Here is a 13393-nt window from a genome sequence, read left to right as displayed (position 1 = left end):
GAGTGCTAATTAATCACCCCAAGCATTTATTTTTAGTATACAGCACACTGATTTTTAAAGGATTTTCCTCCCCTAAATGTTTATATTTAAATATTACAAAATTAGCAACTATCTTTTGTAAGCGTATACAAAACTGAATTTTCATGCTATTATCTTATAAAATTAAACAAAAGTTTATATTTTAAACTTAAGTTTAACTTTTACTTTATAGCAAAGGAGGTTCGTCATATGAATAAAAATGAACAAGCAGTTTTAGATCGCATTCAAGAAAACCCATTCATCTCACAACAAGAATTAGCACAATCTATTGGATTATCAAGGCCTGCCGTTGCAAATATTATTTCTGGCCTTATACGTAAAGAATATGTATTAGGAAAGGCCTACGTTCTAAACGAAGACTATCCTATTGTTTGTATCGGGGCTGCAAACTTAGATAGAAAATTCTACGTCCATACTGATTTGCAGTTAGAAACTTCTAATCCTGTAACCTCAACAAGATCCATAGGTGGTGTTGCAAGAAACATTGCAGAGAATTTAGGACGTATGGGAGAAACTGTTGCATTTTTGTCAGTAAGCGGAAACGATAGTGAGTGGGATATGATTCATAAATTGTCGAGTCCATTTATGAATTTAGATCATGTGCAACAAATCGAAAGCGCTAATACTGGTTCATATACTGCATTAATCAATAATGAAGGTAATATGGAATATGGTTTAGCAGATATGGAAGTCTATGATTATATTTCACCAGAATTTTTAATTAAGCGAACCCATTTATTAATTAAAGCAAAATGTATTATTGCAGATCTTAATATTTCAAAAAACGCAATGGATTTTCTATGTGCTTATTCAGAAAAGCATAATATTAAACTGATTATTATACCTGTGTCGTCTCCAAAAATGAAAAATATGCCTGATTCATTACATGCTATCGATTGGCTCATTATAAATAGAGATGAAACAGAAACTTATTTAAATATGGAAATCACTAATACAGATGATTTAAAAAATGCTGCTAAAAAATGGAATGACTTGGGCGTGACAAATGTCATTATTACTAATGGCATCAAAGAACTTATTTTTAGAAATCATACAGAAGAAGTTATTAAGTCTGTTACACCTTCTAACCATGTTGTTGATGTAACGGGAGCTGGAGACTCTTTCTCTAGTGCTGTGATATTCAGTTGGCTAAATGAACTAGATACTGAAAGCATACTAACAGCAGGAATGATTAATTCACGAAAAACAATTGAAACTGAATATACAGTGAGACAAAACTTAGATAAAAAACAATTATTTAGAGACCTGGAGGAATATAAAAATGAAACAATACATTGATTTTTCTAAAGAAGTGAAACAAGCTAAAGCAGAGAACAAACCCATTGTAGCATTAGAATCAACCATCATTTCACACGGTATGCCTTATCCACAGAATGTTGAAATGGCAACAAAGGTCGAAAATATTATACGCGAGAACGGTGCGATTCCAGCAACGATTGCATTAATCGACGGAAAAATTAAAATTGGTCTTGAAAAAGAGGAATTAGAGTTACTTGCAAACAGTGACAATGTTGCGAAAGTATCACGCCGCGATTTTACAGAAGTGCTTGCCACTAAACGTGTCGGCGCAACTACAGTTGCCTCAACGATGATGTGTGCTGATTTAGCAGCAATTCAATTCTTTGTTACTGGCGGTATCGGAGGTGTACATAGAGGTGTTGAAAGCACTATGGATATTTCAGCTGATTTAGAAGAATTAGGTAAAACGAATGTCACAGTGATTTGTGCGGGCGCTAAATCTATTTTAGATTTGCCAAAAACAATGGAATATCTTGAAACTCAAGGCGTACCAGTAATTGGCTATAAAACTGATGAGTTGCCAGCATTCTTTACGAGAGAGAGCGGTATTAAATTGAACAGCTCATCTGAAAATCCAGAAGATATTGCACGTATTTGTAAAGTTAAAAATGATTTAGATATTGAAGGTGGCGTAGTTATCGCTAACCCAGTACCTAAAGAAGATGAATTATCTAAATCATATATCGATAGTATCATTGAAGAAGCAGTTAAAGAAGCTGAAGCACTAGGTATTAGCGGCAAAGACTCTACGCCATTCTTACTCGGTAAAATCGTTGAAAAATCTGATGGTAAGAGTTTACACACAAATATTAAACTAGTTGAGAACAATGCGATACTAGGAGCTAAAATTGCAGTTGCTTTCAATCAAATGTAGGTGATCCTTATGTCAATCTTATTTGCCTTTACAGGTATAATTTTTGCATTATTTATCGCTTTTCTATTTAGTTACAATAGAAAAGCAATTGATTTTAAAAAACCACTCGTGATGTTAATCGTTCAAATCGTTATCGTGTTATTTATGATGAACACGAATATTGGTTTAACCATATTAACGGGGTTAGGTTCATTTTTTGAAGAATTAATTAATATTAGTAAAGCGGGCATCGACTTTGTATTCGGTGGTTTACAAAATAAAGGCGCTTCCACATTCTTTATTACAGTGTTATTACCTTTAGTATTTATTTCCGTGTTAATCGGAGTATTAAATTATTTTAAAATTCTTCCATTTATTATTAAATATGTAGGTATTATCATTAATAAAATCACACGCATGGGTCGTCTCGAAAGTTACTTTGCTATTTCAACTTCTATGCTAGGACAACCAGAAGTTTACCTAACAATCAAAGAAATGATTCCTAAATTATCTAAAGCTAAATTATATACGATTACAACTTCTGGTATGAGTGCTGTGAGCATGGCTATGTTAGGTTCGTATATGCAAATGATCGAACCTAAATATGTTGTGACTGCTGTTATGTTAAATATTTTCAGTGCCTTAATTATCGCAAGCGTAATCAATCCTTATAAATCAGACGACAGCGATGTAGAAATCTCTAACTTAACCGCTGATGAAAATATTTCCAATAATGCTAAAGCAAAGCCTAAAAAAATACCCTTCTTCCAGATGATTGGTGATAGTGCAACGGATGGTTTTAAAATTGCCGTAAGTGTTGCTATTATGCTGCTTGCATTCATCTCTCTGATGGAAGCAATCACAGTATTATTTAACTTTGTAGGCTTAGATTTTAAACAATTAATCGGTTTTATCTTTGCGCCTATTGCATTTATTATTGGTATACCATGGAGCGAAGCAGTTCAAGCCGGTTCATTGATGGCGACAAAGTTAATCACGAACGAGTTTGTTGCTATGTTAGATTTCCAAAAATTAGCTGGTGATTTAACACAACGTACACAAGGTATCATTTCTGTATACCTTGTTAGTTTCGCTAACTTTGGTACAGTAGGTATTATTGTTGGTGCAATTAAAGGCTTTAGTAATGAACAAGGCAATAAAGTAGCATCGTTTGCCTTACGTCTACTTCTAGGCTCTACACTAGCTTCAATTATCTCTGCATCAATGATTGGTTTAGTTTTATAAAATAAAAGACGATGGGTAGATTGGTTTATCACCAACCGCCCTCGTCTTTTTTTACGAGTTAAAAAAACCTAAGATGAAGTCAACGCCTTTAGCTAATGCATCAGCAATGCTAGTTCCCATTGTTATCCAATCAGCGTTTAAACCTGCTTTTACCGCTTCACTGATTGCGTTTACGAAATTAGACATTTAATACACCTCTTTCTCTATCACCTTTTATTCAAAGGTTGTTTACTTTCAACTAAATTGTAATACAAAAAAATAATATTGTTGTAGACGTTTCTTAACTTACGCTTTTTTATTCCTAATCGTCAATGCAACTCTTTTTAAATGAATAATATTTCCTATTTGTAACATTGAATCTTTAAAAATAATTATTTCTTTTATCCAAATGCATTATGTAATTTTTTATAGCGAATAAGCATTTAAAAACAATCTTTAATAAATTAACACAAAATAAGAGCGAGACAGAAACCCTAAAAAATTTCACGCCCCGCCCTACTCAAATATTCTTAAAAAAGTTATTATGTCTTAATATAAATATTTATCATTTTATTCTTTATGATTGATTGCTCTCTAACAACGCTTCCACTTCATTTTTAATTGTTGTGACATGGGGACCATAAACGATTTGTACGCCGTTTCCTTTTTGTATGACACCTTTAGCCTCTGTAGAATTAAGTATTTGTTTATCTACTGGGTCATCCGTTTTTAATGTCACTCTTAATCTTGTAGCACAACAATCAACAATATCTATATTTTCTTTTCCTCCTAAGCCTTTAATGATTGTTTTAGCACGATCTGTAGCTTGAACTGTTTCTATGGCTGCTTCGTCTTCACGACCAGGGGTTTTAAAATTAAATTTACTAATTAAGAATCTAAAAATAGCATAATAAATCATAAACCAAACGATACCTATAGGGATAACCCATAAGAAGTTTGTCTTAGCATTGCCTTGTAATACACCAAATAATAAAAAGTCTATAAAGCCACCACTAAACGTTTGACCAATCGTAATGTTAAATATGTCAGCCATCATAAATGCTAAGCCATCTAAAAAAGCATGAATGACATATAATACAGGTGCAACAAATAAAAAGCTAAATTCTAAAGGTTCTGTAATGCCTGTTAAAAATGACGTTAATGCAGCTGATAACATTAAACCTCCTACGACTTTTTTATGTTTCGGTTTAGCAGTATGATAAATTGCTAATGCTGCGCCACAGAGACCGAACATCATCGTAATAAAACGCCCTGACATATAACGCGAAACGCCTGAATAATATTTAGTCACGTCTGGGTCGCCTAACTGAGCAAAGAATATATTTTGTGTTCCTTGTACGAGATGGCCTTTGACCTCTAATGAGCCACCTAATGCAGTTTGCCAAAATGGTAAATAGAATATATGGTGTAAGCCAAATGGGCCCAACAACCTCAATATAAAACCAAAGAAGAAAGTGCCAATTACACCTGTTTTATCTACAATACCACCAACACCAAAAATCCATCCTTGTATCGTTGGCCAAATAAAAAACATAATAACTCCAAGTATAATAGAAGCGATAGCTGTAATAATTGGAACAAAGCGAGATCCTCCAAAGAATCCTAAATACGAAGGTAATGCTATTTTATGATATTTGTTATGTAAAAGCGCTGTCATAACACCCGTTATAATACCGCCAAATACACCCGTTTCTACCGTTTGAATACCCAGCACCATACTTTGGCCTTCTTCAGCTAAATTTCCTTTAGCTAAAGTCTCTGTAATGGTTAACAAGCCATTCATAGAAGCATTCATAATTAAGAAACCTAACATCGCAGCTAATCCTGCAGTGCCTTTATCACTTTTAGCCAAGCCTATTGCAACACCAATGGCAAAAATAACAGGTAGGTTTTGAAATACAATATTACCTGCAGAAGACATCAGTACGAATATATTTTGTAATAAAGCAATATTCAACATAGGGTAAGCTTTAATGGTATTAGGATTACTTAATGCACCACCAATGCCTAATAATAATCCAGCTGCTGGTAAGATAGCGATAGGTAACATAAATGATTTACCAAACTGTTGTGCCCTCTCGAACAATTTACTCATATGATTAACCTCCTAATTACCATCAATATACAGTTAAAGAAAATATTAATCAATGGTTTTTATATTATGAAAAACTTTTTCAAAAAATATTGAAAACGCTTCTTTGAAACATAAAAAATAAGAGAGATAGAAATTATATTTTTAAAATATAATTTCTATCTCTCTGTTTCTACAGTAATGCATCTGCTTATACGTCGCTTTTAAAACTTACTTTGCGCTCATATTATTTAAAATATATCGCCCAAAGTTCCTGCCATTATAGCTTTAATCGAATGTAATCTATTTTCTGCTTGTTCAAATACAACAGAATGTTTACCTTTAAAAACTGCATCTGTTATTTCCATTTCTGTTAATCCATGCGTTTTATAAATTTGTTGTCCTACTTCTGTGTGTACATCATGAAATGCTGGCAAACAATGCATCACAATAACATTTGGATTCATAGTATTGACGAGCATGGCTTCATTAATCTGGTATGGAAGTAAATCATTAATACGTTGCGTTTGAACAGATTCATCTTCTCCCATTGAAAACCATACATCAGTATATATCGCATCCGTTTTATAAACAGCTTGTTGGATATTATCTGTAATTAAGATTTGACTACCTGATTGTAATGCGTAAGTTTCAGCAAGTTTTTGTATATCTTGATGTGGAAATAATGATTCAGGTGCTGCAATATGAATATTTACACCTAATATTGCTCCAGTAACTAACAAATCATGCGCGACGTTGTTTCTTGCATCACCTACATAAGTCAAAGTCTTGCCTTGTAATGTACCTAAACTTTCTTTTAAAGTATAAAAATCTGCAACCATTTGCGTTGGATGCCACTCATTCGTTAAACCATTCCACACTGGCACATTTGCATGTTGTGCTATGTTTTCTACATCACTTTGATGATGTCCTCTAAATTCAATACCATCATACATACTTCCTAATACTTTTGCAGTATCTTCGGTAGATTCTTTAACGCCTAAATGAATATCACCTTGGCCAAAATGTTCTGGGAAAGCACCTAAATCATTTGCTGCCACACTAAACGCTGCGCGTGTTCTTGTAGATGGCTTTTCAAATAATAAAGCAATATTTTTCCCTTTAAGATATGGATGTGGGATACCTCGTTTTTTCTTCTCTTTAAGTTCTCCAGTAAAATCGATTAAAGTTACGAGCTCATCTAAAGAAAAGTCACATGTTTTCAAAAAACTTTTTCCTTTAAATGATTGTAGTTTTTTTAAATTTGTTGTGTACGCCCCAATGTCATCACTCCAATGTTTTTATAAGGTTAATATACATATTAAACCTAAATAAACTATAAATCAAGAATAAATATACTTTTTATTGCATATTATTAAAAAATGAAGTTAGCTTTTTCTTTTAAAAATATAAATAACCTCCCAAATGGTACATACCATTCTACACTGAAGTCCTATTTTATAACGTTTGAGGGATAAAAATTTTTAAGCATAAACACTGAGGCAGTTATTTTTTAGGTTATGATTTAATGCGCTTATTTTTAAAATTTTATAGTATATTGCATACATAATAGTTAATCCATGGAGGTGAACATCTATGTTAGATTTACTATTGTCTACTTTTAAACAAATTGCTGCTCAATTCGTTTCAGGCGGTTTTCAAGAAAAATAACTACATTTTTAACCACTCTGTCTCAAAAATTTGCATAATCATATCTTAAAGTAAATACAAAAAACAGGAACACGATATCCAATTTCATCAAATTGATATTGTGTTCCCGCTTTATATACCTTATTTAAAAATAAATAATCCAGTACCGTCTCACTTCAATTACATATTTTTTGAATGCTAAAGCCTATCGCTTTAATTGGTTTATTTTTAATTATGCAAAACATCGGCCTTAGTGCGTGCACGTTCTTCTGGTGTTTTTAAGAAACGTGTCATAATGGCGCTGGCAACATATAATCCAAATATCAAGTACATCATGCCTTGAACACCAATACTACTATAAAATAATGCTACTAAACCTGGACCAGCAAAAACGCAAAGACCTGCGCCTAAATTTAAAATTGCCATAGCTGGCCCTTTATCACCATCATGTACAAGTGACGGAACAAGTGCAGAAATAGGAACAAACCCTGCTAAACACACACCCCATAAAAAGCCTACTGTACCAACAATAAAGACGTTGCCTGTAAATAATTCAGGTACAAAGTAAAGACCTAATGTAAATACTGCACACCCAATACCACCGATATAAGAAATTGTATTTTTCCAACCTATTTTATCGCTTAAAGCGCCAAATATGAGGTTAAATATGATATTAGCTATAAAAATTGTTCCCCAAATATTTAACCAAGTTGTTGTTGCAATGCCTTTAGACGCTAAATAAATTGGTAAGAATAATGGGAAGGCATATTGTGCTGCTTGGTTAATTACTCTGACAACGCATGCCACTGCAACACGTGGTTCTCTTTTTAATATTGTGATACCTGCCAAAATCTCACTGATATGTTCTTTAAACCCGTGCCCTTTTTCTTCAACTATGAACTGATCTCTATTGACAAACACAGCTAAAAACGTACCTAATAGCACCCAAACAATCGCAGTCCACAATGTAAAGAAATGACCGAATAATTGAATCGCTAACGAAGAATAGAATGATCCTAAGACGCTTAATCCCCCTGTAAATACAAACCAGAACCAACCTACAGCTGCACCTAATCTTTTTTGTGGAGAGCGGTAAGCCACCCACACTAAAAAGGAATAAGCAAATAGTGGGTAGCCAAAACCTCTTATAGCGTAAGATGGGATCATGATGTTGTAATCCATTGTCGGAATGGCAAATCCAACAAATATCACATGTCCAATAATATATAATCCCGTACCTAACAACATTACTTTTCTCGGGCCGATAATTTCAACCAACACACCTGATAACCAAGAACCAATCGCTATTGTCACACCATAACATGTAGTCAAAATCGCTGTCTGTTGTACAGATAATCCATTTTCATGTAAATATGGACTAATCCAAGCTAATTCTAACCCATCGCCCATCATAAAAATCAATACACCAATATACCCCCATAACAAAGTTGGTGGCATACCTATTTTAGTCAGTTTATCACTCATTTCACACACCCCTTATATAAAACATCCAATCATTTATATATATTGGATTATCTAAAATTAAAATACTTGGAAACGCTTTCAAATATTATCATTATATTATTACATTTTTTCTATTAATGCAAATTTATTTTCGTTTGTTTTCGTTTATGAATAAATGATTTTCGAATTACGAAAATATCGTTTTATGTCATAGATTAAATACAAAGATACCAATATCTATGCTATCTAAATTGAAATATAAATAATATATTTTTTATAAACAATTGAAAATTCTATTGAAAACGGTTACAATGTATATTATTTAGTCATCATATGACTAGATGATTATTGATTATATGAATAAGGGAGTTTTATATAAAATGATGTTATTAGTCGCTTTCAGTGCAGTAATTGTACCTTTTATATTTCTAGTACTTTTACGCATGTCTGCTTTAAAAGGAATGATTATTAGTGCTGTCGTAGTTACTGTTTTAGGGATATTTGTATGGGGGATGCAAGGTAATGTTGTAATAGCTTCTATACTTCAAGGTACACACAAAACCTTAACTATTCTTTATATTTTATTTGGCGCGCTTGTTTTGCTCAATACATTGCGTCAAACAGGTGCAGTCAATCGCATAAATGCAGGTTTTAAAAAAATCTCTCCAGATATGCGTGTACAAGTTATCATCGTTGCCTTCTTATTTGGTTCACTTATTGAAGGTGCATCAGGATTTGGAACACCTGCTATGGTAACAGCACCATTACTGGTCGCTTTAGGTTTTAGACCTATAGTTGCTGTCGCTACTGCTTTAATCGCTGATAGTATTGCTGTTTCTTTCGGAGCTGTAGGGACGCCAGTTATTGTAGGATTAAGTACTTTAAAAGAAGCAAATCAAGCTTTTTTCCATTCTACTGCTGAACAAATCACGATACTAGACTTACTAAGTGGTATCTTTATACCTATTATCGTTATTGCTACAATGGTTATTTTCTTTGGTAAAAATAAAAAATTAAAATCTATCATTGAAATGCTACCATGGTTAGCATTAATTGGTATTGTATACGCTGTTTCTGCATTTATATATGCACATATCTTTGGTGCAGAGTTTGTAGCTATATTAGGCTCGTTAACAGGACTTGTTGTAGCGGTATTAACAGCAAGTAAAGGTTGGCTATTGCCTAAAACAATTTGGAGAGACGCTGCGGATGAAACTTACGAAGCTGATGTGAATGAACACTCTATGAGTTTGTTAACAGCTTGGGCGCCATATGTAATGGTTGTTATTTTACTCCTATTAACAAGAACCATACCAAGTATTGAATATGTCACAACGCATTTTCTTGATTTTTCTTGGAATAATATTTTAAATTTCTCAGAAATATCATCTGAATGGCAGTTCCTTTATTCACCAGGTACGATTCTAATTTTATCTGCACTTTTTGCAATTTTAGTTCAAAGAAAATCCTTTAAAAATATGGCCAATGCAAGTAAAGAATCATTATCTACCATTAAAATCACAGGTATCACGCTCGTCGCTACGCTTGCGATGGTACATGTTTTTATCAATTCTGGTATTAATATCAATGATTTGAATAGTATGCCAGAATATATTGCCCAAAATATGGCTGCCACTTTAGGGCCAATTTGGTTATTTGTAGCTCCATTCTTAGGTGCACTAGGTTCATTCATTACTGGTAGTGCAACTGTTTCAACGTTGACTTTTTCACCTATCCAGATGAATATAGCAAATTCCATTGGCGCTGACCCATTTATTGTCTTAGCAGCACAGATTATTGGCGCTGCTGCTGGAAATATGATTTGTGTGCATAACGTAGTCGCTGTTTGTGCCGTTGTAAATATGCCAGGCAAGGAAGGCAGCGTTATTAGAAAAACATTAGGTCCTGCGTTAATTTACTGTATATTAGCCGGTATAAGCGCTTATTTGATTGCTCTACTCTTCACGTAATATAAAGACAGCGCAACGTCTAGAATATAAATTCCAAAATTCAGCCCCCAAAAGATTTCTTTTTGGGGGCTGTTTCATATAAATGCTTCGTGTTGTTTTGCTTCATTGATACGAACATATTTTGAGTTTGTAGTCTCAAGACGTTAGCTATTCATGTAAGCTTGTCGCAAGCAATATTATGTTTACATATAATTGCCATAGATTTCTACTATAAATCCAACATTTTTATAGGCAATTTCACAAATATAGATTTAAATTTAGTCTATTTTTGTTTTTAATGTGGTGTTGCTTTTTACATTAAAAAGCAATCATCACTTTAGAAGATAATCGTGAATTGGCTGCTACTTCAAACGCTTCTTTATATGCTTCAATATGATAGGTTTGAGTCACCACATTTCCAATTTTTTCATTTTTTTCTAATACTTTTAATGCGTCTTCTATTTCACTATTAAATCTATAACAGCCACGATATGTAGCTTGTTTAATATTAATAGGGCTTAAGTTAATCGGTGCTGCTTTATCTTGTAAATTACCAACTTGTATAATAACGCCACCAATATTTATGGCTTTAAATGCTGTTGATATAGCTGGCGTTGCACCCGAACATTCTAATATGACATCATATTGGTCTTCAGGTACATCATTTTCCTTAATATTTAGTGTTTTGATATCTCCCATATCTTTTGCACGTGATAATGGTTCTTCTAACATATCCGTAATCATAACACTTTTAGCACCTAATGTATAAGCAGCACCTGCAGCAAGTAAACCAATCGGCCCTGCGCCAGAAACCAGTACAGATTTATCTTTTACTCCGCCTGCTAAATTAATAGCGTGCATACCTACACTAAGTGGTTCAGCCAACGCTCCTAGCTTTAACGATACCTTATCAGGCAAAGCTAATATTTGAGATTTATCGACCAACATTTTTTCAACCATTGCACCTTGTTGGTGAGGTAAATATCTGGCAGATCCTAAATAAGCACCATTTGGCCAAACTTCAGGGTTATTTGGTAATCTTTCAATTTTTTCACCATAAGTAGCTGGGTGCACTGTAACCTTAGTGCCTTTTGGTAAAGTTTCACCTTGATATTCCATATCTTCAAGTAATATGCCACTGAGCTCATGACCAGGTGTTAATGGTTCACGTATCACTGCTGGCCCACTAGCACCTTCTGCTAAATAATGTAAATCAGATCCACAAATACCCACGTACTTCACTTCAATCAATACTTTAGTATCATCTTCATGACTATTTAAAGTCTCAACATCTCTCAATTCGATATCTTCTTTTCCATTAATAAATACCGCTTTCATACTCACCTTACTCCTTTCAACTTTATAACATTATATTTAAAAGTAATACAAATACTAATCCACAAACTGAAATGGCCGTTTCTAATACAGACCAAGTTAAAAATGTCTCTTTCACAGTTAAACCGAAATATTCTTTGAAAATCCAAAATCCTGTGTCATTAACATGTGAAAAAATGATACTACCTGCCCCGATTGCAAGTGTGACCAATGCTAAATTCGCATCTGTTGCTTGTAGTAATGGTAATACAATACCCGTCGTAGATATTGCTGCAACTGTAGCTGATCCTTGTGCAATACGTAACAATGAAGAAACAATCCACGCTAATAATATGGGAGACATACTAGAACCGACAAACATATGTTCAATTGTCTTACCTACACCGCCATCTATTAAAACTTCTTTAAATGAGCCGCCTGCGCCTAAAATCAGTATCATCATACCTATCGGGATAATTGCAGAAGACGCACTATCCATCACTTGATTCATCGTTCTTCTTCTACGTACTCCCATTGAATAAATAGCAAATAATAATGAAATTAACATTGCTACAGGAGCGTTACCTATAAAATAAACAACACTTTCAAATTGATTTGTAGCACCATCTTGATGTCCTGTTATCATTTGAACAATAGTTGCAAACAACATCAAAATGACCGGTAATAAAGCTGTAAACACACTAATACCAAAGCCTGGTTTATCTTTTTCATTTATTGGAATTTCAGAAATAATATTGGACATATCTACTTCTTTTTTAAAAGCACTTGGCGATAATTTAGGTAACATATGTATCAATAAACCTCCTACAATGACAACTGTAGGGATAGCAATGATAATACCATATAATAATACTTCACCTAAATTAGCATTCAATTCTTTAGCAATAACAACTGGACCTGGATGTGGCGGTAAAAAACCGTGCGTGACAGATAAAGCAATCGCCATTGGAATACCAATTTTCATATGAGAAACACCCAATCGCTTAGCTATCGTAAACGCCAATGGAATTAATAATACAAGTCCTACTTCAAAGAACAGCGCAATACCTATAATAAATGAAGCTAAAATCATAGCCCATTTGATGTATTTTTCACCAAACTTATCAATAAGCGTGTCAGCAATACGATTCGCGCCCCCGCCATCTGCAATAAGTTTTCCCAAAATAGCACCTAGACCAAATATAATAGCAACACTACCTAAAGTGTTTCCCATCCCTTTTTCAACGGTTTCTATAATTTTGTCTAATGGCATACCTAAAATAACACCGGTGAAAATAGATGTAACAATTAATGCAATAAATGCATTTATCTTAAATTTAATAATTAAAATCAAAAGTACAATAACACCTAAAACAACGCCTATAAGTGGCCAAAATTCCCCAAACACCGAAACACTCCCCTCGTTTATTTATGATTAATATATTATGATGGCATAAATTATTTGATGTTTATTCCACATTATGAAAT

The 13393-nt window shown here is 33.5% G+C and carries 10 protein-coding genes; 4 read left to right on the top strand and 6 right to left on the bottom strand.

The features are described 5' to 3' along the window. Positions 1 to 228: 228 nt before the first annotated feature. Genes BJG89_RS01995 through BJG89_RS01985 form a run of 3 tightly spaced genes read left to right on the top strand, consistent with a single transcriptional unit; the run spans position 229 to position 3457 of the window. Positions 229 to 1338 carry a carbohydrate kinase gene (locus tag BJG89_RS01995; protein WP_096808296.1) on the top strand — a complete coding sequence of 370 codons (1110 nt, stop codon included), beginning with the start codon at positions 229 to 231 and terminating at the stop codon, positions 1336 to 1338. Further along, on the top strand, positions 1322 to 2233 hold the full coding sequence (locus tag BJG89_RS01990; protein ID WP_096808295.1) for a pseudouridine-5'-phosphate glycosidase: 912 nt from the start codon (positions 1322 to 1324) through the stop codon (positions 2231 to 2233). The genes BJG89_RS01995 and BJG89_RS01990 overlap by 17 nt, the downstream gene beginning before the upstream one ends. 9 nt (positions 2234 to 2242) lie before the next feature. Continuing rightward, positions 2243 to 3457, top strand: coding sequence for a NupC/NupG family nucleoside CNT transporter (locus BJG89_RS01985; protein WP_096808294.1), 1215 nt, complete (start codon positions 2243 to 2245; stop codon positions 3455 to 3457). A 51-nt stretch (positions 3458 to 3508) separates the two neighbouring features. Here BJG89_RS01985 and BJG89_RS01980 read toward each other — a convergent pair whose 3' ends face one another. The 4 genes from BJG89_RS01980 to BJG89_RS01965 all read right to left on the bottom strand — a co-directional run bounded on the left by BJG89_RS01980 (position 3509) and on the right by BJG89_RS01965 (position 8663). After that, positions 3509 to 3643: a beta-class phenol-soluble modulin gene (locus BJG89_RS01980; protein WP_096808293.1), complete on the bottom strand. Its 135-nt coding sequence runs from the start codon at positions 3641 to 3643 to the stop codon at positions 3509 to 3511. A gap of 370 nt (positions 3644 to 4013) precedes the next feature. Further along, positions 4014 to 5552 carry a PTS transporter subunit EIIC gene (locus tag BJG89_RS01975; protein ID WP_096808292.1) on the bottom strand — a complete coding sequence of 513 codons (1539 nt, stop codon included), beginning with the start codon at positions 5550 to 5552 and terminating at the stop codon, positions 4014 to 4016. A gap of 227 nt (positions 5553 to 5779) precedes the next feature. Next, the gene (argF, locus tag BJG89_RS01970) at positions 5780 to 6811 is read right to left on the bottom strand and encodes an ornithine carbamoyltransferase (protein WP_170006894.1); all 1032 of its coding nucleotides are present in this window, start codon (positions 6809 to 6811) and stop codon (positions 5780 to 5782) included. 595 nt (positions 6812 to 7406) lie between these two features. Beyond that, complete coding sequence (locus BJG89_RS01965; protein ID WP_096808290.1) at positions 7407 to 8663, bottom strand: MFS transporter; 1257 nt, start codon at positions 8661 to 8663, stop codon at positions 7407 to 7409. A 359-nt stretch (positions 8664 to 9022) separates the two neighbouring features. On the opposite strand from BJG89_RS01965, the gene BJG89_RS01960 reads away from it, so the two are divergent. Then, entirely contained in the window at positions 9023 to 10612 is a 1590-nt protein-coding gene (locus tag BJG89_RS01960) for an L-lactate permease (RefSeq protein WP_096808289.1), read from the top strand. A gap of 297 nt (positions 10613 to 10909) precedes the next feature. Here the strand turns inward: BJG89_RS01960 and BJG89_RS01955 are convergent, their stop codons facing one another. Together BJG89_RS01955 and BJG89_RS01950 are read right to left on the bottom strand one after the other, a co-directional pair. Then, positions 10910 to 11929 carry a zinc-binding dehydrogenase gene (locus BJG89_RS01955; RefSeq protein WP_096808288.1) on the bottom strand — a complete coding sequence of 340 codons (1020 nt, stop codon included), beginning with the start codon at positions 11927 to 11929 and terminating at the stop codon, positions 10910 to 10912. Between the two features lie 22 nt (positions 11930 to 11951). After that, positions 11952 to 13313 (bottom strand): gluconate:H+ symporter, encoded by a 1362-nt coding sequence (locus tag BJG89_RS01950; protein ID WP_096808287.1) that lies wholly within the window; start codon positions 13311 to 13313, stop codon positions 11952 to 11954. Positions 13314 to 13393: the final 80 nt, after the last annotated feature.

The organism is Staphylococcus nepalensis, assembly GCF_002442935.1.
Lineage (GTDB): Bacteria > Bacillota > Bacilli > Staphylococcales > Staphylococcaceae > Staphylococcus > Staphylococcus nepalensis.
The sequence above is the reverse complement of the archived record's forward strand: the minus strand, read 5'-3'. Positions and strand labels throughout refer to the sequence as shown.

Coding starts and splice junctions, on each gene's coding strand:
- BJG89_RS01995 (WP_096808296.1), top strand. CDS start 229: ATGAATAAAAATGAACAAGCAGTTTTAGATCGCATTCAAGAAAACCCA.
- BJG89_RS01990 (WP_096808295.1), top strand. CDS start 1,322: ATGAAACAATACATTGATTTTTCTAAAGAAGTGAAACAAGCTAAAGCA.
- BJG89_RS01985 (WP_096808294.1), top strand. CDS start 2,243: ATGTCAATCTTATTTGCCTTTACAGGTATAATTTTTGCATTATTTATC.
- BJG89_RS01980 (WP_096808293.1), bottom strand. CDS start 3,643: ATGTCTAATTTCGTAAACGCAATCAGTGAAGCGGTAAAAGCAGGTTTA.
- BJG89_RS01975 (WP_096808292.1), bottom strand. CDS start 5,552: ATGAGTAAATTGTTCGAGAGGGCACAACAGTTTGGTAAATCATTTATG.
- BJG89_RS01965 (WP_096808290.1), bottom strand. CDS start 8,663: ATGAGTGATAAACTGACTAAAATAGGTATGCCACCAACTTTGTTATGG.
- BJG89_RS01960 (WP_096808289.1), top strand. CDS start 9,023: ATGATGTTATTAGTCGCTTTCAGTGCAGTAATTGTACCTTTTATATTT.
- BJG89_RS01955 (WP_096808288.1), bottom strand. CDS start 11,929: ATGAAAGCGGTATTTATTAATGGAAAAGAAGATATCGAATTGAGAGAT.